This is a genomic window from Nocardia iowensis, from assembly GCF_019222765.1.
In the GTDB taxonomy this organism is placed as follows: Bacteria; Actinomycetota; Actinomycetes; order Mycobacteriales; family Mycobacteriaceae; genus Nocardia; species Nocardia iowensis.
The window spans coordinates 901579-923681 of record NZ_CP078145.1; the positions used below are offsets into that span (position 1 = coordinate 901579).

The following is a 22103-nucleotide window of genomic DNA, read 5'->3' on the forward strand; positions in this document are numbered from 1 at the left end:
ACCAGGTGCCGCCAGCGGATCTGGATTCGAGATGCTGACAGTCTCAGACAGTTTGGCACTGCCGTCAAGACCCGCTCGACTCGAGCCAGCGCACCGCGCGATCGAAGCCGGAGTCGCGGTCCTGGCTGAACTCTTCGTCGGTGAAGACCGGCTCGGTCACTTCGGGTGGGATGCCCGCGCCGTCGAAGGTCCGTCCGTCCGAGGTCAAGAATTCCTCGTTGGGTAGGCCGAACGACCAGTCCGCATGCCGCGCGCCGGGCAGCTTGCGCCGCATGACGTCGGAGAACACGCCCTGGGTCGGCTGGCCGATTCGTGTTGTGCGCGAAGGACGTTCCATCATCGCTTGAGTGAAGGTCTCGCCTGCGCTGATGGTTGAGCCGCTGGTCAGTATCGCGACGGGTCCCGCGAAACCGGCACGGGCGGGCTCGACCCGCTGCACCCAGGGCTCGGTGCTGCGGGTCTTCTTGGCATAGGCGAAATAGGGGCGGTCGGTGAGGCGGGCGGCCAGTTGCAGGCCGAGGCTGTCCGAGCCGCCGCCGTTGAGCCGCAGATCCAGGATCAGTCCGCGCAGCCGGGTCAGCCGGTCCGCGGTGAAAATCGCGTCGAGGGCGCGGTCGAGCTCGGTGCTGTCGGCGGCGAAGGTGCGCTCGGCGGTGTAGCCGCTGAACGCGGAGACGCGCAGGTACCCGTAGTCCTGGCCGGGCAGGTCCGCGTAGCTGATGCGGCCGTTGGCGTATTCAGTGAGCGGGTGCTGCTGGAGGTCGCGACGTTGGACGTGCTCCTTGACCCGTTGGTCGAGTTGCGGGCCGGGGATGGTCGTTCCCGGCCTGCCGATGCCGAAAAATCCATGCTCACCTGCCGACACCACCACGTGCGCGTCGTTGAGCGGTGCGACCATATCCCGCAGTACGGCGAACAGCTCGGTGTCGTCACCGCGTTGCTCGGCCAGGGCGGCGCGCTCGCGGTACCGGCCCCGAACCTGGTGCCAGTCAATACCTTTCGCCGCGAAGAACGGATAGTTCTCCTGGAAGGTCTGCCAAAAGACATCGAAGGTGGTCGGCTCGGTAGAGCTGGTGCATGGTATGGGCAATGCGGGGATGTGGCGAAGCGTGCGGTCGCCGGCGGAGCCGTCGATGTGCAGCGTGGCCCGATCCGGCCGAGTGCCGGGGCGGAGGGTGAGAACGTCCTTGTCTTCCGTGACGTAGGTGCCCGGCTTTTCGGATCGGGTTGCGGGTGCGTCCGTCAAACAGCTGAGCTCGGTCAGCTGATAGGCCTCCACAACGTTGTCATGTACCGAAAGCGCGGTGCCGTAGTCCTCCACCTGCCAGAAACCGGGCGGAATTTCGATGACGGCCGGTTCCCTGGCCGGGTTCCCGCAGGCCGTGGTGAGCGTGCCGACCATCACCAATGCGGCGGCGATGACCGCGGTTCGCTTGCGCTGCATGATCATTCGTCAACCGTCCAGCAGTGTGGGGTCCGGCGACAACCGTGTAGGCAGGCGGGTACGGGGTGGGGCCAGCCGTACCACCTACGCGTCGGATAGTGGCGAAAACGCCTGGCATTTCCAGGCTCGGGCGTGCGCCGAGGCGGTCAGAAACCGCCGCCGTCGAACCCGCCACCACCATCGAACCCGCCACCGCCACTATCGAACCCGCCGCTGTCCCAGCCGCCACCGTCGAATCCGCCTGCGTCACCGCCGGAGTCGTATCCTGCGGTGTCGCCGGAGTCGTAACCGCCGCTGTCGCCACCCGCGTCGCTCCCGCCGTCACCGTTCCCGGCGGCCAACCCGTCCTGGTATCCGTCGCCGTATCCGCTCTCGAATCCCTGGGCGTCGTACCCGACACCGGACATCCCGGCGAACAGCGACGTGAACAGCAGCGCCGAACCGATACCCCAGGCCCCGCCGATCAGGGCGGGCTTCCACCACGGCTCGGAGTACCAACCCGCGGGCACCGGCCGTCCCGCGACCCGCCCGCCCGGGTAGTAATTCGGTGTCGCCGACGAGGGACCGGGCGAGGCCGCGATCTCCCGGCCGTCGTATTCGACGATCCGCTTCTCGGTGACCTTGCCCGCGGTGTCCTGCCCGTCGAGGGCGGGCACATCGGGCCCCGGGTCCATGCCCATCGCGGTGCGCGCCGCCCGGATGTAGTACAGCCCCTCCAGCGCCGTCTGTTTCGCCAGCCGTGCTTGGCCAGGAGTGCGCGCCTGATCGAGCTGCGACCCGGCGGCGAGATGTCGTTCGGACGCGTCGACCAGCGCCTGCCTGGCGGCGTCATTGCTGCCGCTGAGGTTGTAGATCTGGCCGCCGAGCCGCTCGTTGACCTGGCGGGCATCAGCCAGTGCGTCGGCGAGCTCGGTGGCCGCGCGCTGCTTGCTCTGCCGGGCCAGTACGACGACCAAGGCGCCCACCGCCACGATCAGCACGACGATCAGTAGCCACCACACGGTGCGCACCTCTTCCGTTGCCGGGTCCGAACAGTGTCCAGTTTACTGGGCGCTTGCTGAGACTCGGCTGAAAACGATGGTGCGTCCGAGTCCGGCTAGGACACCTCGGCCAGCGGCTCGGCCTGTGCCTCGTCGTAGTCACCCAGGTCGAAAGTCTTTGTCTTCCAACGGTAGAGCACGGTGGCGCCGGGCCAGTTGTTGGTGATGCGGCCCGCCGCGTTGCGGTACCAGCTGGAACAAAAGTTCCACGGGGTGTCTTTCAGCCGCCGCTGCAGCCAATCGTCCCAGTTCTGTTCGGCGTCCGCTCGGGCCGCGAGGTAGCGCCCCGGCCGGTCGGACAGGTACTGCACGACCTGGCGGATGTAGCGCGCTTGCGATTCGAGCATGTAGATGATCGAACCGGAGCCCACATTGGTGTTCGGGCCGTACATCATGAACAGGTTCGGGAAATGCGGCACCGACAGGCCGAGGAAGGCCCGGGCCCCTTCGTCGCCCCAGACGTCGGCGAGCTTGCGGCCGCCGAGGCCGTAGATGTTCATCGGCGCGAGGAACTCGGTGCCCTTGAATCCGGTGCCGTAGACGATGACGTCGACCTCGTGCTCGACGCCGTCGGCGGTACGGATGCCGGTCGGCGTGATCGCCTCGATCGCGGTGGTCTCCACCGTGACGTTCGGTTGGGCCAACGCGGGGAAATACTCGTTGGAGAACAGGCCGCGCTTGCAGCCCGCCGCGTAATCGGGGGTCAGCTTCGCGCGCAGTTCGGGATCGCTGACCTGCTTGACCCGATGCCGGTCGGCCAGCGCGATCACCGGCGTCTTCATCGCCGGGATATCGGTCAGCGCCAGCGCAAGCACCTCGAAGAACGACCAGATCGCGAACCGTTCGGCGAGCCGAGTCGGCGGCAGGTACTTGAACACGGCCTTATGGGTGGAGCTGTACTCGGTGTCGAACTTCGGCAGCACCCAGGCCGCCGACCGCTGGAACAGCGTGAGGTGCGCGGCCTCCGGCTGGATGCGCGGAATGTATTGGATCGCGCTGGCGCCGGTGCCGATGCAGGCGACGCGCTTACCGGTCAGATCGACACTGTGATCCCACTCGGCGGAGTGGAAAGCCGGGCCCGCGAAGGTGTCTATTCCGGCGATGTTCGGCATGGCGGGCCGCGACAGCTGGCCGACGGCGGGAACGAGGACGTCGGCGGTGAGCTGCGCGCCGTCCGCGGTCGTGATGATCCAGCGTCCGGTCTGCTCGTCGAATTCGGCGTCGGTCACCTCGGTGCCGAACCGGATGTACCGCACCAGGTCGTGTTTCTCGGCAACCCCGCGCATGTACTCGTGGATGTCACGCTGCTCCGAAAACCGCCGCGGCCAATCGGTTTTGGGCTCGAACGACCAGGAGTACAGCGGCGAAGGCACATCGCATGCGGCACCGGGATAGGTGTTCTCCCGCCACACGCCACCCAGATCCTGGGCGCGTTCCAGGATGGTGAAGCTGTCCAGCCCCGCCCGCCGCAGCTCGAGTGCCAGGCCGAGCCCGCCGAATCCGGCGCCGATAATGATGATGGACGGCGTTGTCATGATCTGAGCCTAAGTGGCGAACCCGCAGGTCCGAAGAGATCCGCGGTCAGGGAATCGACATTTTCGGCCATATGTGGTTCGGGATCCGGACCTGTTCGCGAGATCCGCACCCGCTATGGGTCGCCGAATCGGGTGCGGATCTTGACGCGTCAGTTGCCCGCGAGTTGGCGGGCAATGACGAGGCGCTGGATCTGGTTGGTGCCCTCGAAGATCTGCATGACCTTGGCTTCCCGCATGTAGCGCTCGACCGGGAAGTCCTGGGTGTAGCCATAACCGCCGAAGACTTGCACGGCGTCGGTGGTGACCTTCATGGCGGCATCGGTGGCAATGAGTTTCGCGACGCTGGCCTGGCGCGAGTAGGGCAGCCCGGCGTCCCGGCGGCGGGCGGCGTCGAGGTAGGTGGCGCGGGCCGAATCGACTGCGGCGGCCATGTCGGCGAGCACGAAGCCGAGGCCCTGGTGGTCGATGATGTGACGGCCGAACGCTTCTCGCTCCTTGGCGTAAGCGACGGCCTCGTCGAGGGCGCGCTGCGCCAAACCTGTTGCGACGGCCGCGATCCCGAGGCGGCCGGAGTCCAGGGCACTGAATGCTATCGAAAGCCCTTGTCCCTCTTCGCCGATCAGCCGTTCGTCGGGCAGGAACGCGTCGTCGTAGGCCGCGGTAGTGGTCGGCACGGCGCGCAGCCCCATCTTCTCCTCTGGCTTGCCGAAGCTCAGTCCCTCGGTATCGCGCGGCACCAGGAAGCACGAAACGCCGCGGGAGCCTTCGCCGGTACGGGCGAACAGGGTGTAGAAATCGGCGCGGCCGCCGTTGGTGATCCACGCCTTCGCACCGTTGATCCGGTAGCCGCCATCGACTTTCGTCGCCCGGCAGCGCAGCGCGGCCGCGTCGGAGCCCGCGTGCGGCTCGGAAAGGCTGTAGGCGCCGATGGTTTCACCGGACAGCAGGTCCGCGAGCCAGCGCTGCTGCTGTTCCTCGGTGCCGAAGGTGAACAGCGGATGGCAGGACAGACTGTGCACGCTCACCGCCACCGCGACCGCGGCCCACCGCGCCGCCAGTTCCTCCAACACTTGCAGGTACACCTCGTAGGGCTGGGCACCGCCGCCGAATTCCTCGGGATACGGCAGGCTCAGCAGACCGGCCGCGCCAAGCGCGGGGAAGACGCCGTCGGGAAACGTCCCGGTCTTCTCGCACTCGACCACCCGCGGTTCGAGCACCTTGTCGGCGATATCGCGGGTCAGCTCGAGCAGGTCCCGAGCCTCGGACGTCGGCAGCATTCGATCCACTGGCATGCCCCTACGCTAGCGAGCCTGCCGCCGGTGCGGGGATCAGGCCGTTGCTACCGCCCGAGCGTCAGCGGCGGTGCCCGCGGCCCATCGGCCGTAGTACGCGGAACCTGCTGTGCCCGTTTATTATCCGGCGGCCGGTATGGTGGACCGTGCCCTCGCTGGGTGGCTGCGCCATTGCCGAATTCCGCACGCCGATCGGACCGGACCGCTTCGGTGGCGGACTATCGCCTTCGTCAGAGCGCGGTCTCCACCTACAACGTGCGCTGGTGAATTGCCCAGTGGCGCACCGGCCCGGCGGACCCGGCCAGGCTTGCGGCTGGTCGCGGGCAGGAAAGCGGTCATAGCCGACCGGTCGGCCCGCGATGCACGTGCAAATGTGAGTGCATCCAGGGGTATTGAATTTTGCTGGGACGCGGGTGAATTCGCGCAGGTCACAAGGTTGCTGCCGCTTGGCTGGCCACCTTTGCCTCGCTGGAATTGTCTCATTCGGGTGATATTCGGCAGGTTGCCTGGCGCAGTAGCGCCATAACGACTAAGACGGTGAATGGTGCGAACGGGGACGGACCGGCATGTCGGCGACCACGCAGGGGGTGTCGCCGCCATTCCGGTCCGATGGGGGGAATCGCTCAGCAACTCCCCAGTGGCCGTGACCGGCCCGCCTGCTCTATTATCTGCGTATGAATGCAGATAACCAGGAAGGCCGGTCGCTCGCGGACGACCAGGTGGGTCTGGTTGTCGAGGTCTTCCGCATGCTTGCCGACGCGACCCGGGTCCGCCTGTTGTGGTCACTGGTCGACCGCGAGCTTTCGGTGAACGACCTCGCGGGCTATGTCGGCAAACCCGCACCTTCGGTCTCCCAACATCTAGCCAAGCTGCGGATGGCGCGCCTGGTCAGCACCCGCCGCTCGGGCACGACCATCTACTACAGCCTGGAGAACGAGCACGTCCGGCAACTGGTCGTGGACGCGGTCTACAACGCCGAGCACGCGGGCCCGGGCATTCCACCGCACCACCGCGGCGAGATGGCCGTGCGTGAATTACCGGAGCAGCGGACCGGGACAGCGGAATGACTTGCACGAAACATAGTCCTGGGCAACAGATCTCGGAGCGTGACGTGATGCATACGGCGGATGGGCACAGCGGCGAGTTCGGTCATGGCCACCACCACGATTCCGAGCACCAGCATGGGCACGGTCAGCACACGCATGAGCATCCAAAAGGCTTGCGCGGCATCCTTCGCGAGATCTTCGTGCCGCACAGCCACGATGCGGCCGACAGCGTCGACGACGCCTTGGAAGCCAGTGCCGTCGGCATCCGGGCGGTGAAGATAAGCCTCGTGGTACTCGGGGTAACCGCGGCATTGCAGGTGCTGGTGGTGGCGGCCTCCGGGTCGGTGGCGTTGGCGGCGGACACTATTCACAACTTCTCGGACGCGTTGACCGCAGTGCCGCTGTGGATCGCGTTCGCACTCGGGCGGCGGGCGGCGACGCGGCGCTACACCTACGGGTTCGGTCGTGCCGAGGATCTGGCGGGTCTGTTCGTCGTCGCGATGATCGCGCTGTCGGCGTTGATCGCCGGGTACGAGGCGGTCCGCAGGATGCTGGCCCCGGTGCCGATCGAGCATCTCGGCTGGGTCGCCGTCGCCGGTGTGATCGGCTTCCTCGGCAACGAGACCGTCGCGCTGTATCGCATCCGGGTCGGGCGGCGGATCGGCTCGGCCGCGCTGGTCGCCGACGGCCTGCACGCCCGCACCGACGGCTTCACCTCGCTGGCGGTGCTCCTCGGCGCGGGCGGCGTCGCGCTCGGGTTTCCGCTGGCCGACCCGATCATCGGCCTGCTGATCACCCTCGCCATCCTCGCGGTGCTGCGCACCGCCGCCCGGGATGTGCTGCGCCGTCTGATGGACGCGGTCGAGCCGGGCCTGGTGACGGCCGCCGAGCGGGCCCTGGCCGCCGAACCGGACGTGCAGGGCGTCCGCAGCCTGCGGATGCGCTGGATCGGCCACCGGCTGCACGCCGTCGTGGAATTGGATGTCGCCCCGTCCATCACCCTCGCCGAGGCGCATCGCGTCGCACACGAGGCCGAGCACACCCTTACCCACGTCGTCCCCAAACTGAACACCGCCGTCGTGCACGCCTACCCGGCCCACGCGGGCTGACCTGCCGAAAGTGAAGGCGGATGCCGTCGGATTTGGTTCGGGAGACCATTCCTGGTCAGCCCCGCCCCAGGCGCCTTACCGTTGGGTAGCATTCGCGGTGTGATGTGGCTCATGGTCGGTATGTGCTGAACCATGCTGACGCGCGTCCGAAACCTCTCGAAGCTGCCTGACCTGCTCCATCGGAGCCGGATCCCGGCGGATCTAGAGTCCGTCGCGGCCATCGGCCCCGAGGCCGAGCCCACCGAACTGGGCCTGCCGACCGACTATGCCGAGCGGATCTGGCAGCGGATGCAGCTGGTATACCGCAGCGGCGTGCATCCGGCCATCCAGGTTTGTGTGCGCAGGCACGGCGAGGTCGTCTTCGACCGCGCACTCGGCCACGCACACGGCAACGGTCCGGACGATGCGGCGGATACGCCGAAGGTGCCGGTTACCCCGAGCACCCCATTCGTCACTTACTCGGCCTCGAAAGGTGTCACCGCGTTCGTGGTGCACCTGCTCGTCGACCGCGGACTGATCGATCTGCACGCGCCCATCTGCAAGTACATCCCCGAATACGGTTGTCATGGAAAGGAATCCATCACCGTCGGGCACGTGCTCGCGCACCGCTCCGGCGTGGCGAACCTGCCGAGGGAGGCCTTGACGGCCGAGGCCGTCGCGGATCGTGAACTGCTGGTGCGAAACCTGTGCGCGGTGCGGCCGTCCGTGCCGCCCGGCCGGTTCCAGTCCTACCACGCCCTGTCCGGTGGTTTCATCCTCGGCGAGGTGGTCTACCGGGTCACCGGCAAGGACATTCGCACCGTTCTGGACGAGGAGATCCTGCGCCCGCTGTCCTTCCGCTGGACCAATTACGGTGTGGCGCCGCCGGATTTACCGGCCCTCGCCAGGAACTACCGCACCGGTCTGGCTCCGCTGCCGCCGCTGTCGCTGGCCATGGAGCGAATACTCGGCGTTTCCTTCACCGAGGCCGTGGAAACCGGCAACGACCCCGCCTACCTCGGCATCATCGCGCCCGCGGCGAACGTGGTGAGCACCGCCAACGAGCTGTCCCGGTTCTACGAGATCTTCCGGCGCGGCGGCGAACTCGACGGCGTCCGGGTGGTGCGGCCGGAAACCATTGCGGCCGCGCTTGTTCCGCAGTCGCGGATCGAGCCGGACCTGTCGCTCGGCATGAACTTCGGCTTCGGCTACGGGCCGATGCTCGGTGGCCGGGTGGTCAGCCTGTACGGCCCCGACACCCGCCGCGCCTTCGGACATCTCGGCTTCACCAACAACGCGGCGTGGGCCGATCCGGAGCGCGCGCTCTCGTGCGCCGTGCTCACCAGCGGCAAACCGATCCTGTATCCCGAACTCATCCGCTGGGTGGGTCTGCTCTACGGGATCACCTCGGAGACACCGAAGGTGGCCGAAACAGACTTGGCTTTCTGAGTGGAAGTCACTGAAGAAAAAGGAGTTCCGATGTTGAGCACTATGCAGGACGAGCCGTTGTCGCTGGCGACGTTGCTGCGCTACGCATCGACGTTTGTCGGCGATTCGACCGTGTCCACCTGGACCGGTACCGGCGTGCGCACCATGACCTATCGCGAGCTCGGCGCGGACGCGGCACGGCTGGCGAATGCGTTGCGCGAGCTGGGGATCGGCATCGGCGATCGAGTCGGCACCTTCATGTGGAACAACAACGAGCACATGGTCGCCTACATCGCGGCGCCCGCGATGGGCGCGGTGCTGCACGCGCTCAACATCCGGCTGTTCCCCGAACAGCTGGTCTACGTGGCCAACCACGCCGAGGATCAGGTGGTACTCGTCGACGGCACGCTGCTGCCGATGTTCGCCCAGTACCTGCCGAACCTGAAGACGGTCCGGCACGTCATCGTGGTCAACGGCGACGCGTCGACGCTGTCCGCTCCCGAAGGTGTCAAGGTGCATGACTACACCGAACTCCTTGCCGCGCAACCGGATACCTACGACTTCCCGATTATCGACGAACGTTCCGCCGCGGCAATGTGCTACACCTCCGGCACCACCGGCGACCCGAAGGGTGTGGTGTATTCGCACCGCTCGAATTGGTTGCACGCCATGCAGGTGTGCTCGCCGAGCAGCATGGGATTCTCCGGAGCCGACAATGTGCTCGCCATCGTGCCGCTGTTCCATGCCAATGCGTGGGGCCTGCCGTACGCTGCGCTGATGTCCGGCGCGAGTCTGCTGATGCCGGACCGGTTCCTGCAGCCGGGTCCGTTGCTGGAAATGATGGCGGCACAGCAGCCGACCTTCGCCGCCGCGGTGCCGACCATCTGGGGCGGCATGCTCGCCGGGCTCGCCGCGCACCCGCAGGACATCACCCATCTGCGCTCGGTGGTGGTCGGCGGTTCGGCGGTGCCGCCGTCGATGATGCGCGCCTTCGAGGAAAAGCACGGCGTCCGCATCCTGCACGCCTGGGGCATGACCGAAACCTCGCCGCTCGGCAGCGTCGCGCATCCGCCTGCCGGGGTGACCGGGGAAGACGAGTGGGCCTACCGCTACACCCAGGGCCGGTTCCCGGCCAGCGTGCAGGCCAGGCTGGTCGCCGACGACGGCAGCGTGGTGCCGAACGACGGAGCATCGCTGGGTGAGTTGGAGGTTCGCGGGCCGTGGATTACCGGCTCCTACTACTCCCCGGACGGTGCCGAGGTCGATCCGGAGAAGTTCGACGACGGCTGGTTGCGTACCGGTGACGTCGGCAAGATCAGCCGGGACGGTTACCTCACGCTGGTGGACCGCTCCAAGGACGTGATCAAGTCCGGCGGCGAATGGATTTCGTCGGTGGACCTGGAGAACGCCGTGATGGGTCACCCCGCGGTGGCCGAGGCGGCCGTGATCGGCGTGCCGGATGAGAAGTGGGACGAGCGGCCCCTGGTGGCCATCGTGCTCGCCGAGGGCGCCGAGGCGAAGGCCGACGAATTGCGCGACTTCCTCGCCGACAAGTTCGCGAAATGGCAACTGCCGGAACGCTGGACGTTCATCGCCGAGGTGCCGAAGACCAGCGTCGGCAAGTTCGACAAGAAGCGGCTGCGCGCCCAGTACGCCGATGGCGACCTGACGGTCACCACGCTGTCCTGACCGGCACCGGTACCGGCCCGATCACCGCATAAGCCCGGCGCGGAGCGAAATCGCTTGCCGCGCCGGGCCTATGCTCTTGGTGATCAGCAGTTACGCAGTTCCGGGCTCTGATTGAGCAGCTGGGCCCGGGTACCGATGAACGTGCTGTAGGTGTCGCCGCCGACCGCGGCGAGCGGGAAAGCGGCCACCCGGTGGCAGTTCTGGAAGGCGAGCTTCACGCCGAAGTGGCGCTCCAGTCCGCCGCGGATCGCGTCGGAGGCCATGGCGCGCAGCAGTTGCCCGCGCGCCACCTCATCCGGCGGAGGAACCACGTTGTCCGCGTATTCCGCTGTGCCGGAGTGCAGTTCGCCGGCCACCCGGCTGACGACTTCCCAGGCGTAGGGCAGCGAGTTGCGGACAACCTCGACGAAGTCGGCGTCGCTGACTTCGCCGCGTTCGGCGCGTTCGAGTAATGCGGTGGGTACATCGAGGGACATAGCGCTCTCCTCCAAGGATGGACGGCCGATGCGATGCGTCTCGATTCTAATCGAAAGTCGTTGTCAACAAACCTGGATTCGCCGCGAAAGCGCCGCGTTCAGTGCGGATTTCGTATCAGCGGCGAGCTTGCGGACCAGTTCGCCCGCTGGTAGCTCCGGTGCCAGGGAGTGCGTTTGTCCCGCCCAGAGGTTCACGTTTTCCGGATTGCCCGCAGTTCGGGCCGCCGCCCGCAAAGGGCCGGTGGCGTAATGGATTTCCGGGTAGGCCGCGGGTGCGGTCGCGCTGTGCTCGACCATGAACCGGTTGCGCAGCCCGCGCGCCCGGCGGCCGGTGAAGGCGCGGGTGAGCATGGTCGGGGTGTCCGTGCTCAGCGCGGCGCGGTGCACCGGATTGGTGCCCGCCTCCGGGCAGCGCAGGAATGCGGTGCCGAGTTGCACCGCGGCCGCGCCCGCGGCGAGCGCGGCCGCGATGCCCGCGCCCGTGCTGATGCCGCCGGTGGCCACCACCGGGCGGTCCGTTGCCGCGCGCAGCAGTTGCAGCAGGGCGAGCACGCTCAGCGGATCGGTGGCGTCGTCCTCGGCGCGATCGAGGAAGGTGGCGCGATGCCCGCCCGCCTCCGCGCCCTGGGCGATGAGCACGTCGGCACCCCGCTCGACCGCGATGGCTGCTTCGGCGGGCGAGGTCACGGTCACCCAGATCTCGGAGCCGACGGCATGTAGGCGCGCGATCTCCGCGGCGGACGGGCAGCCGAAGGTGAACGAGACGGCCGCGACCGGATCGGCGACGAGCAGATCCAGTTTGGCGTCCCAGTCGTCGGTGTCGTACTTCGCGTCGCCGACCGGATGCTCGCGCGCGAGTTCGGCCAGGTAGTCCGCGAAGGCGGCGGCGGGAGTGGCGGGGCCCGGCACGAACAGATTCACGCCGAAGGGCGCGCCGGTCATGGCGCGGGTGGCGGTGATCCGGGCGGCAGTGTCGGCTGCGCTCAGGTAACCGGCGGCCAGCAGGCCGAAGCCACCGGCCTCGGTGACCGCGACGGTCAACTCGGGCGTGGAGGGTCCGCCCGCCATCGGAGCGAGCACGATCGGGACGTTCAAGTCATCGATGATCACGGCTCCAGTCTGACTTACTGGACGTGTGACCCGGTGTTTACCTGCGTCTTTGCCGCAGAAGGTTGCGGAATGGTCACGCTGGCGTAGAGTTCCCATCACAACGGATGCCAAACCGTTACATCGCAAGCTTGACCGGATCGTTACCGAACCGGTCCGCGACCGGCCAGGCACCGCTTGAACCAACTGTTCTTCGGACGCAAGGACGCAGCTTTGTCGCACCACCGGGTAGGCCCCAGTTCCATTACGGTCATGAGCCTCATCGGCGATGATATTTCGGGTCGGCCGACGCGGCATCGCGCCGAGTCGACCGCGACCGAACGAGTGAAGGTCGCCGCCGGTGTCGCGGTCGCCACGGGCGCCCTGATCGGCACCGTCTCGCAGATCGCTCCCGCCGTCGCCAGTCCGCTGCTGCCCGGCGCGCACGACGGTGACGAGGCCGAGGGCCCGATGACCTTCCGGGGAACCGGCATTCTTCCGGTCGCCCAGACCAAGATCGCCACCCCCGCACCGGAGGCCCCGGCCCCCGAGGCGCCGGTCGCCACCCAGGTCGCCGCCCCCGTCGCCGCCCCGTTCGGCCTGCCGAACCTGCCGCCGGAGATCGCGGGCCCGCTGGCCCAGGCCGAGCAGATCCTCAAGGGTGTGCAGCAGCAGGTCGCTCCCGCGCCCGCCAATGTGGCGGTGCGCCCGGTCGCCGGCGCGGTCAGCTCCGGATTCGGCAGCCGCTGGGGCGAATTCCACTACGGCCTCGACTTCGCCGACCACCTCGGCGCCCCCATCCACTCGGTGAGCAACGGCACCGTGATCGAGGCGGGCCCCGCGTCCGGCTTCGGTCTGTGGGTCCGCGTGCAGCAGGACGACGGCACCACCGCCGTCTACGGCCACGTGAACGAAATGCTTGTGCGCGAAGGCCAGCGGGTCAACGCGGGCGATGTGATCGCCACCGTCGGCAATCGCGGCAACTCCACCGGCCCGCACCTGCACCTGGAGATCTGGGATCAGGGCGGCAGCAAGATCGACCCGATGCCGTACCTGGCGGCCAAGGGAGTGCCACTGCAGTGGGGCCCGTCGGCGCACTGACCCCGCTGCCGGGCTTGATATTCCGTCGCTCACGCCACCTGCTGGCGTGCAGGTTTCCCCACCAGAACCAGTCGGTCGTCAGGCGTACCTCCGCCTTCGCTCCGGCCGTGCGCGGTCTTCGGACCGGACTCCGTCCGCCAGTTCACATTAAGCTCATTCCGTGACCGACCTCGGCGACATCTTCGAGCCTGGATCACCACACGGCCGCACCTACGCCGTGCTGGTGCATCATCCGCGGTCGAGTCTCGCCGATATCGCGCAGTATCTGGGCGTTTCGGAAGAGACCGCCGCGGCCTCATTGGACGTGCTGTGTGACTTGCGCGCCGCCGTGCGCGTGACGACTCCCGATGGCGCGCCCGCGGTGTGGGACGCCCATGCCCCGGAGTCGTTGTCGGAGGCCGAGGCTCGGCGAAGACAACAGCAGATCAACCAGATGCACACGGCCGCAGCGCGGCTCAGCGAGACGTTCCGTTCGGTGCGCCGCTCGCCGCGCAGCAACGGCGCCGTGGTGCCGGTCTTCGAACGCCTGGAAATGCTCGCCGATTTCGAGGAGATGCAAACCGCGGCGCGCAGCTGCGTCAAGGTCGTCGAACGCGGGCCCTATCTCAGCGATCTCGACCGCGAGCGACAGTTGTTCCTGCTCAAACGGGGTCGCCTCAGCGAAGGCATCCGCTACCAGACGCTCTACCAGGACACCATCTATCAGGATCCGGAACGGCTGCGGCACGCACTGTCCACCAATGCCAGTGGGGCACAGGCGCGCACGTTGCCCGAGCCGCCGTTCAAACTGATCATCAGTGACGACGAACGCGCTAGCCTGGTGTTGCACGTCGACGAACGCCGCCCGGACCCCATGGGCTTGCGGATCACCGGCTCACCCGCGCTGGACCTGCTGGTCAAAACGTTCGACGTGCTGTGGTCGCTGGCCGCTCCCATTTCGGTGAACCCGACCGCGGAGGCCCTCGACGAACGAGACCGGGCGATCCTGACCCTGATGGGTCTCGGTGCCACCGACGACACCATCGCGCGACGGCTCGGCATGTCTCGGCGTACTGTGGTCCGCCGGACCGCGCGACTGCTGGAGCGGCTCGGCGCGAGCACCCGATTCCAAGCTGGGGTGCAGGCAACCCGGCGTGGTTGGTTGTGAACTAGTTCACCGATCCGGGTACTCCTGCAACATGACCGGCTCGACACCGATATAACCCCTGGCATCTGGCAAGACACCGCTTCCATGGGGGCAGCGGCGGATGTGTGATCGAAAGACAGGAGCCGACAAGGGGGCGCGTGCCGCTGTCAGCGGCCCGTTAGTAATCCAAGACAGCACGCGTGGACACCGAACAGTCCCTTATATGATTGCTCGGACCGCGCTGGCCCCGGACGATACGCCCTCGATATGGGTAGGGCCGGGTCCTAGCTCGATGCGAGAGGTGAATGCACTCGAATGGAAACTGCCCGTCGTTCCGCTCGTGGTAGCCGTCGCCGCAGGTCGGGCAGCCCGCTGTTCGGGCAGTTGCTGACCGCCGCCGTCGAATCCGAGGCCGCAGAGGTCGCCATCCGCTACAACCCGTCGGGCCAGCTCGACGACGAACGCCAGCTCACCTATGCCCAGCTCGACGCGGCCTCCTCCCGGCTGGCCAGGGAACTGATCGAACGCGGTGTCGGTCCTGGCGACGTGGTCGCCATCGGCATCGCGCGCAGCCTCGAGTCGGTGCTCGCCGTGTGGGCGATCGCGAAGACCGGTGCGGCGTACGTGCCGGTGGATCCGGCCTACCCGACCGAGCGCATCAACCACATCGTGTCCGATTCCGGCGCCGTGGTCGGGCTCACCACCTCGGCGCATCGCCCGGTGCTCGGCACCGGGGTGTACTGGATCGAGCTCGACGACCCGGTGCAGGCCGCGCGGATCGCCGCCCGGCCCGAGCACCCGATCTCCTACGCCGACCGAGTGCGTCCGCTGGACGAGCGGCACCCGGCCTACGTCATCTACACCTCCGGTTCGACCGGCAAGCCCAAGGGCGTCGTGGTCACCCACACCGGCCTGGCGGGCCTGGTGGCCGCCGAGCGCGAGCACTACGGGGTGACCGCCGATTCGCGGGTGCTGCATGTGTGCTCGCCGAACTTCGACGTGTCGGTCCTGGAGTTGCTGCTCGCCTTCTCCGCCGGCGCCACGCTGGTGATCGCGCCGCCGTCGGTGTTCGGCGGATACGAGCTGGCCGATCTGCTGCGTCGCGAGCAGGTCACGCACATGCTGATCACGCCGGGCGCCTTGGAGTCGGTCGATCCGACCGGACTGGACGACCTGCGGGTCGTGGTGGTAGCCGGTGACAAGTTCGGGCCGGAACTGGTCGGCCGCTGGGCCCGCGATCACGAGTTCTACAACGGCTACGGGCCGACCGAGGCCACCATTCTCGCGACGAGCACCACGCGAATGCTGCCCGACGATCTCATCACCATCGGCTCGGCGATTCCGGGAGTCGGTGCGTTCGTGCTGGATTCGCGGCTGCGGCCGGTACCCGCCGGTGTGGTCGGCGAGCTGTACCTTTCGGGTCCCGCGCTGGCCCAGGGCTATCTCGGCAGGCCGGGACTCACCGCGGAGCGCTTCGTGGCCAGCCCGTTCGGCGCCGACACCGGCAATCCCGGCGCCCGGCTGTACCGCACCGGAGACCTGGTGCGCCGCACCGAAGGCGAGGACGGCGGGGCCATCGAGTATCTCGGCCGCTCCGACTTCCAGGTCAAGATCCGTGGCTTCCGTATCGAACTCGGCGAGATCGACAACGCGCTGACCGCGCACCCCGACATCGACTACGCGGCGACGCTCGGCAAAACGCTGCCGTCCGGGGCCACCGCGCTGGTGTCCTATGTGTTGCCGCGGGCCGGAACCGTCGTGGACACCGGCGAACTCGTCGAGTTCCTCGGGGAGTCCTTGGCCGCGTACATGATTCCCGCCGCCATCATGGTGCTCGACGAGATCCCGCTGACCCCGGTCGGCAAGCTGGACCGCGCGGCACTGCCCGCACCGGTGTTCGCCGCCAAGGCATTCCGGGCGCCGTCAACGCCGGTGGAGGAGATCGTCGCCGACGTGTTCGCCGCGTTGCTGGTGACCGGGGACGAAGGCCGAGTCGGCGTGGACGACGACTTCTTCGAACTCGGCGGCAACTCGCTGCTGGCCGCGCAGGCCGCCGCCCGCATCGGGTCGGCCTTGAATGTTCGAGTGCCGGTGCAGCTGTTGTTCGAGGCGACAACGGTGGCCGCGCTCGCCGAACGGGTCGAGCAGCACGCCGGTTCGGTTGCGGGCCAAGCGTTGCACGCGCGGCCGCGACCGGCCAGGGTGCCGCTGTCCTACGCACAGCAGCGGATGTGGTTCCTGAACCGGTTCGATCCGGACAGTGCCGTCAACAACATTCCGGCCGCGGTGCGTCTGTCCGGCCACCTCGATGTCGACGCGTTGCGCGCCGCCGTGCGTGACCTCGCGGAGCGGCACGAGGTGCTGCGCACGCTGTACCCCGAGGTCGACGGCGAGGGCTACCAGTTGGTGCTGCCGACCGGCGACCCGCGTGCGGTGCCGGAATTGGTGGTCGAGCAGGCCACCGAGGCCGATGTGCCCGGACTCGTCGCCGCAGCGGTGACCGAGGGCTTCGACGTGACCGTAGCGCCGCCGGTGCGGGTGCGGCTGCTCGAGCTGACCGAGACCGAGCATGTACTGGTCTGCGTGGTGCACCACATCGCGGGCGACGGCTTCTCGATGGGCCCGCTGACCCGCGACCTGATGGCCGCCTACCTGGACCGCATGCGCGGCGGCGCACCGGAATGGCCGCCGCTCGAGGTGCAGTACGCCGACTACGCGATCTGGCAGCGAGAGATCCTGGGCGCCGAAGACGACCCGGAATCGGTACTGGCCCAGCAGATCGCCTACTGGCGGACCGAATTGGCCGCGCTGCCCGAGCAATTGGAGCTGCCCGCGGACCGGCCCCGTCCCGCGGTGGCGTCCAACCGCGGTGCCACGCTTGGCTTCGAGATCGGTCCCGATGTCCACGCCGGGCTGAGCCGTCTTGCGCACAGCCACAATTCGACGCTGTTCATGATGGTGCACGCGGCACTCGCGGTGCTGCTCGCCCGGTTGTCCGGCACCAGGGACATCGCCATCGGAACCCCGGTGGCCGGGCGTGGCGAGGCCGCGCTCGACGACCTCATCGGCATGTTCGTCAATACCCTTGTGCTGCGCACGGATATCGACTCCGGTGCGACATTCGACGAGCTGTTGCGCGAGGTGCGCAGGATCGACGTCGAGGCGTTCGGTCACGCCGACGTGCCCTTCGAGCGGCTGGTCGAGCTGCTCGACCCGGCGCGCTCCGCGGCCAGGCATCCGCTGTTCCAGGTGATGCTGACCTTCCAGAACCTGGCCCGTACCGAACTGGAACTGCCCGGACTCTCGGTGTCGGCAGTGGATCTCGCGATGCCGCTGGCCAAGTTCGACCTGCAACTGGCATTGGTCGAGCGAATCGACCGGCACGGTGCGGCGGAAGGTATTTCGGCGGCATTCACCTACGCCACCGATCTGTTCGACGAGGCAACCGTGCAGGACTTCGCCGACCGCTTCGGCCGGATCCTCACGGCGGTCGCGGGTGATTCCAGCGTGACCGTCGGCGATATCGACGTGCTCGCGCCGGGCGAGCGCGATCTGGTGCTGCACGAGTGGAACAGCCCGGGTGCTGCCGTGCCCGAGGTGACCCTGGTGGATCTCATCGGTGCCCAGGCGCGCAGGCGTCCGGACGCGGGCGCGATCCGCTACGGCGACACCACCCTTACCTTCGGTGAGCTGCAGCGCAGCGCCAACAAAGTGGCGCGGGCACTGATCGCGCATGGCGTCGGCCCGGAATCGCTGGTGGCCGTTGCGGTTCCGCGTACCGAGGAGCTGCCGATCGCGCTGCTCGCGGTTCTCACCGCCGGTGCCGGGTACCTGCCGATCGATACCACCTATCCCACCCAGCGGCTGGAGTTCATGCTGTCCGATGCCGCCCCGGCGTGCATCCTTACTACCGCGAGCGAGCTGGAATCGGTTCCGGCGGGCGATATTCCGGTCATCCTGCTGGAGGAAACGGCCGACTTCGCCGACGCGCCGATCCGGGCCGCCGAGCGGACCGCACCGCTGCGGCCGGACAACCTCGCTTACGTCATCTACACCTCCGGCTCCACCGGCGTGCCCAAGGGTGTCGGTGTCGCGCACCGCAATGTGGTGCAGCTGTTCGCCAATACCCAGGTGCTGTTCGAGTTCGACGAGACCGACGTGTGGACGTTGTTCCACTCGTTCGCCTTCGACTTCTCGGTGTGGGAGTTGTGGTGCGCGCTGGCCAACGGCGGCACCGTCGTGGTGGTCGACTACCTGACCTCCCGTTCCCCGGAACTGTTCCGCGAGTTGCTGATTCGCGAGCAGGTCACCGTGCTCAACCAGACACCGTCGGCGTTCTATCAGCTCGCCGAGGCCGATCGGGCCGCGCAGACCGCCGATCAGGCCAAGTTCGCGCTGCGCTACGTGGTGTTCGGCGGTGAGGCGCTCGACCTGCGTCAGCTGCAGCGCTGGTACGAACGGCACGCGGTGGACGCGCCGTGGCTGGTCAACATGTACGGCATCACCGAAACCACGGTGCACGTGTCGTTCCTGTCGCTGGACGAGCAGATGGTCGACAACGCGGCGAGCGTCATCGGCCGCGCGCTGCCCGGCCTGGATGCCTACGTGCTCGAAGACCGGTTGCATCCCGCGCCGGTCGGTGTCGCGGGTGAGATCTACGTCGCGGGCACACAGTTGTCTCGCGGCTACCTCGGTCGCCCTGGGCTTGCCGCGACCCGATTCGTCGCGAATCCGTTCGGCGTGCCCGGATCTCGGATGTACCGCACCGGCGACATCGGCCGCTGGGTCGGTTTCGGTGGCCAAGCGACGCTCGAGTACGCGGGCCGCGGTGATCAGCAGGTGCAGTTGCGTGGCTTCCGCATCGAGCTGGGCGAGATCGAGTCGGCGCTGGTGCGTTGCCCCGGTGTGAGTCAGGCTGTGGTGCTGGTCCGTGCCGACGAGCACGCGGGCGACCGGCTCATCGGATATGTCGTGCCGGATACCGGTTCTGCGTTGGACCCGGTCGAATTGCGCAGTCAGGTCGGCGAATTCCTCACCGGCTACATGGTGCCGGACGCGCTCGTCGTGCTGGATGTGCTCCCGCTGACACCGAACGGCAAGTTGGACCGAAAGGCCCTGCCCGCACCGGAATTCACCAGCACGGCGACCTTCCGTGCGCCGAGTTCGCCGGTCGAGCAGGCGGTCGCCGAGGTCTTCGCCGGGCTGCTCGGCGCCAAGGACATCGGCTTGGACGACGACTTCTTCGGCCTCGGCGGCAACTCGCTGCTCGCCACCAGGGTGGTCGCCAGGATCAACGAGGCGCTGGACGCGAATCTCGTGGTGCGCGAACTGTTCGAGTCGCCCACCGTCGCGGCGCTGGCCGCGCGCGTCGTGCCCGGCGCGGCCGAGGCGTCCGGCGCGCGGCCGCCGCTGGCCCGCGTGCCACGGACCGATCGGGTGCCGTTGTCGCTGGCCCAGCAACGGATGTGGGTGCTCAACCAGTTCGATCCGGAGTCGCCCGCCTACAACATTCCGCTGGCGATCCGGCTGTCCGGTGTGCTGGACGTGCCCGCGCTGCGCAATGCCGTGGCCGATGTGCTCGAACGGCACGAGACGCTGCGCACCCGTTACCCGGCGGATCCGTCCGGGGTGGCGTACCAGGAGATCCTGTCGGTCGGCGAGGCGCTGCCCGGTGGCCTCGAGGTCGTGGCCACCGCCGATCCGATCGGCCGCATCACCGCGTTGATGTCCACCGGATTCGACGTGACGCAACAGGTTCCGGTGCGTGCGCTGCTGCTCGCGGTCGGTCAGGACGAGCACCTGCTTGCGCTGGTCGTCCATCACATCTCGGCCGACGGCGCCTCGATGGCACCCCTGGCGCGGGACCTGGTGACCGCGTACCTCGCCAGGATCGGCGGCAATTCGCCGCGCTGGTCGCCGCTCGAGGTGCAGTACGCCGACTTCGCCGCTTGGCAGCGCACCGTCATCGGTACCGATGACGACGAGAACTCCATCGCCGCACGGCAATTGGCCTACTGGCGCGATCAGCTCGACGGCCTGACCGGCGAGCTGAACCTGCCACTGGACCGCCCGCGCCCCGCCATCCCGTCGATGCGCGGCGCCTCGACCGGCCTCGCGATCGCACCCGACGTGCACGCGGCGCTGGTTCGGATTGCCCGCGAACACAATTCGACGCTGTTCATGGTCGTGCACGCCGCGCTGGCCGTGTTGCTGGCCCGGCAGACCAACAGCACCGACATCGCCATCGGCACGCCGATCGCGGGCCGTGGCGAACGCGCGCTGGACGAGCTGGTCGGCATGTTCGTCAACACGCTCACGCTGCGCACCGCCGTCGAACCCGGCACCAGCTTCGCCGAACTCGTCGAGCAGGCCCGCGAGACAGACCTCGCGGCCTTCGCCAACGCGGACATCCCGTTCGAACGGGTCGCCGAGGTGGTCGCCGCCGGTCATGCGTCGGTGTACAACCCGCTGTTCGGCGTGGTGCTGTCGTTCCAGAACAACGAGCAGCCGACGCTGGAACTGCCCGGCCTGACGATCACCGGACTGGACGGCGGCCAGATCGCGGCCAAGTTCGATCTGCAGGTGAATGTCGACCCGCGGCACCGCGAAGACGGCTCGCCCGACGAGCTGATCACCGCGATCACCTACGCGACCGACCTCTTCGACGAGTCGACGGTGCAGGCGCTGTGCCGCAGGCTGGAGCGCGTGCTGACCGCGGTGGTCGCCGATCCCCAGGTGCGGGTCGGTGACATCGACCTGCTCGACGCACAAGAGCGGGAGCGGGTCCAGGCCGCAGCGGAATCGGCGCAGGAGACCAACGTTCAGAGCGCGACGTCGACCACCGGAACGGCGCTGACCCAAGCGTTGACCGCCGTGGTCGAGGACGACCCGGATGGTCCCGCGGTGGTGTTCGGTGAGGACGCGGTGTCCTACCAGGAACTCGACGCACGCTCCTCGCGCCTGGCGCGGGTGCTCGCGGCGCGTGGCTGCGGGCCCGGCGACGGGGTGGCCGTCCGGTTCGACCGCGGTGTGGACGCGGTCGTCGCGACCTGGGCCGTGCTCAAGGCCGGTGCCGCCGTCGTTCCGGTGTCCTCGGCCGACGCCACGATTCCGGCGGCCCCGGTCGTCAAGATCGGGCTCACCGATGCCGCCGTGCCATCGGTTGGCGATGTCGACTGGCTGGTGCTCGACGATCCCGCGGTGGCCGCGCAGATCGCGGCCGAATCGCCGCGTCCGGTGACCTACGCGCACCGCACGCGGGTGCTGCGGGGCACCGACCCGGCCTTCGTCGGCGCGCGCACGCTCGGCTACGACGAGCTGGCCGGGGCGGCGGACCGATTGCGCACCCGCACCGAGCTGACCTTCGAATCACGCACCTTCCAGCTCGGCGGTCCGGCGGAGCTGGCGTTGATCGAGGTGGTGGCCGCCGGCTCGGCCGGGGCTTCGGTGGTACTCGTCCCGGACGACGCCGAGCTGACCGAAGCGCTGGCCGACGAGTGGATCAGCCACCTGCTCACCGATCGAGCGGGGCTCAGTACCCTCGACTCGGCGGCGTTGGCGGATCTGCAAGCCGTGGTGCTGGCCGATGGTGCTGATGTCAACAGCGCATGGACGCAGGTGGCGGCGGTGGTCGCCCTGACCGACCTGCTGCGGGTGGGGTAAATCCCGACCAGTACCGGGTGCAAGCCCCCAAAATCATGACTAGGGTCACTCGGGACCGGTTTGCCGAATGAGGGCAGCCGTTGCAAGTGT

At 68.0% G+C, this 22103-nt stretch carries 13 protein-coding genes; 7 read left to right on the forward strand and 6 right to left on the reverse strand.

Going from position 1 to position 22103, the window contains the following annotated elements; genetic code table 11:
* Positions 1-64 precede the first annotated feature (64 nt).
* The 4 genes from KV110_RS04255 to KV110_RS04270 form a co-directional block, all read right to left on the reverse strand.
* On the reverse strand, positions 65-1444 hold the full coding sequence (locus KV110_RS04255; protein ID WP_246634342.1) for a S41 family peptidase: 1380 nt from the start codon (positions 1442-1444) through the stop codon (positions 65-67).
* A gap of 146 nt (positions 1445-1590) precedes the next feature.
* The gene (locus KV110_RS04260) at positions 1591-2454 is read right to left on the reverse strand and encodes a DUF1542 domain-containing protein (protein ID WP_218473622.1); all 864 of its coding nucleotides are present in this window, start codon (positions 2452-2454) and stop codon (positions 1591-1593) included.
* 86 nt (positions 2455-2540) lie between these two features.
* Complete coding sequence (locus KV110_RS04265; protein WP_218473624.1) at positions 2541-4019, reverse strand: flavin-containing monooxygenase; 1479 nt, start codon at positions 4017-4019, stop codon at positions 2541-2543.
* 149 nt (positions 4020-4168) lie between these two features.
* On the reverse strand, positions 4169-5311 hold the full coding sequence (locus tag KV110_RS04270; protein WP_218473625.1) for an acyl-CoA dehydrogenase family protein: 1143 nt from the start codon (positions 5309-5311) through the stop codon (positions 4169-4171).
* Positions 5312-5985: 674 nt separating this feature from the next.
* Between KV110_RS04270 and KV110_RS04275 the strand changes: the two genes are divergently transcribed.
* The 4 genes from KV110_RS04275 (at position 5986) to KV110_RS04290 (ending at position 10562) form a co-directional block, all read left to right on the forward strand.
* A complete protein-coding gene (locus tag KV110_RS04275; protein ID WP_218473627.1) occupies positions 5986-6378 on the forward strand; it encodes an ArsR/SmtB family transcription factor in 393 nt (130 codons plus the stop codon).
* 47 nt (positions 6379-6425) lie between these two features.
* Complete coding sequence (locus KV110_RS04280) at positions 6426-7466, forward strand: cation diffusion facilitator family transporter (protein WP_218473628.1); 1041 nt, start codon at positions 6426-6428, stop codon at positions 7464-7466.
* Between the two features lie 132 nt (positions 7467-7598).
* The gene (locus KV110_RS04285) at positions 7599-8894 is read left to right on the forward strand and encodes a serine hydrolase domain-containing protein (RefSeq protein WP_218473630.1); all 1296 of its coding nucleotides are present in this window, start codon (positions 7599-7601) and stop codon (positions 8892-8894) included.
* A gap of 30 nt (positions 8895-8924) precedes the next feature.
* Entirely contained in the window at positions 8925-10562 is a 1638-nt protein-coding gene (locus KV110_RS04290; RefSeq protein ID WP_218473631.1) for a long-chain fatty acid--CoA ligase, read from the forward strand.
* Positions 10563-10645: 83 nt separating this feature from the next.
* On the opposite strand, the gene KV110_RS04295 is transcribed toward KV110_RS04290, so the two are convergent.
* Complete coding sequence (locus KV110_RS04295) at positions 10646-11038, reverse strand: SCO5389 family protein (RefSeq protein ID WP_218473633.1); 393 nt, start codon at positions 11036-11038, stop codon at positions 10646-10648.
* Positions 11039-11101: 63 nt separating this feature from the next.
* Positions 11102-12148 carry a nitronate monooxygenase gene (locus KV110_RS04300; RefSeq protein WP_218473634.1) on the reverse strand — a complete coding sequence of 349 codons (1047 nt, stop codon included), beginning with the start codon at positions 12146-12148 and terminating at the stop codon, positions 11102-11104.
* A gap of 249 nt (positions 12149-12397) precedes the next feature.
* On the opposite strand from KV110_RS04300, the gene KV110_RS04305 reads away from it, so the two are divergent.
* The 3 genes from KV110_RS04305 to KV110_RS04315 all read left to right on the forward strand — a co-directional run bounded on the left by KV110_RS04305 (position 12398) and on the right by KV110_RS04315 (position 22013).
* The gene (locus tag KV110_RS04305) at positions 12398-13225 is read left to right on the forward strand and encodes a M23 family metallopeptidase (protein WP_218473636.1); all 828 of its coding nucleotides are present in this window, start codon (positions 12398-12400) and stop codon (positions 13223-13225) included.
* 160 nt (positions 13226-13385) lie between these two features.
* Positions 13386-14372, forward strand: a complete 987-nt coding sequence (locus tag KV110_RS04310) for a helix-turn-helix domain-containing protein (RefSeq protein WP_218473638.1) — start codon at positions 13386-13388, stop codon at positions 14370-14372.
* Positions 14373-14666: 294 nt separating this feature from the next.
* Positions 14667-22013 carry a non-ribosomal peptide synthetase gene (locus KV110_RS04315; protein ID WP_218473640.1) on the forward strand — a complete coding sequence of 2449 codons (7347 nt, stop codon included), beginning with the start codon at positions 14667-14669 and terminating at the stop codon, positions 22011-22013.
* The last annotated feature ends 90 nt before the right edge of the window (positions 22014-22103 follow it).

Bases quoted from the DNA above. Each gene is read 5' to 3' on its own strand.
- KV110_RS04255 (WP_246634342.1), bottom strand. From the start codon at position 1,444: ATGCAGCGCAAGCGAACCGCGGTCATCGCCGCCGCATTGGTGATGGTC.
- KV110_RS04265 (WP_218473624.1), bottom strand. From the start codon at position 4,019: ATGACAACGCCGTCCATCATCATTATCGGCGCCGGATTCGGCGGGCTC.
- KV110_RS04270 (WP_218473625.1), bottom strand. From the start codon at position 5,311: ATGCCAGTGGATCGAATGCTGCCGACGTCCGAGGCTCGGGACCTGCTC.
- KV110_RS04275 (WP_218473627.1), top strand. From the start codon at position 5,986: ATGAATGCAGATAACCAGGAAGGCCGGTCGCTCGCGGACGACCAGGTG.
- KV110_RS04280 (WP_218473628.1), top strand. From the start codon at position 6,426: ATGCATACGGCGGATGGGCACAGCGGCGAGTTCGGTCATGGCCACCAC.
- KV110_RS04285 (WP_218473630.1), top strand. From the start codon at position 7,599: ATGCTGACGCGCGTCCGAAACCTCTCGAAGCTGCCTGACCTGCTCCAT.
- KV110_RS04290 (WP_218473631.1), top strand. From the start codon at position 8,925: ATGTTGAGCACTATGCAGGACGAGCCGTTGTCGCTGGCGACGTTGCTG.
- KV110_RS04295 (WP_218473633.1), bottom strand. From the start codon at position 11,038: ATGTCCCTCGATGTACCCACCGCATTACTCGAACGCGCCGAACGCGGC.
- KV110_RS04305 (WP_218473636.1), top strand. From the start codon at position 12,398: ATGAGCCTCATCGGCGATGATATTTCGGGTCGGCCGACGCGGCATCGC.
- KV110_RS04315 (WP_218473640.1), top strand. From the start codon at position 14,667: ATGGAAACTGCCCGTCGTTCCGCTCGTGGTAGCCGTCGCCGCAGGTCG.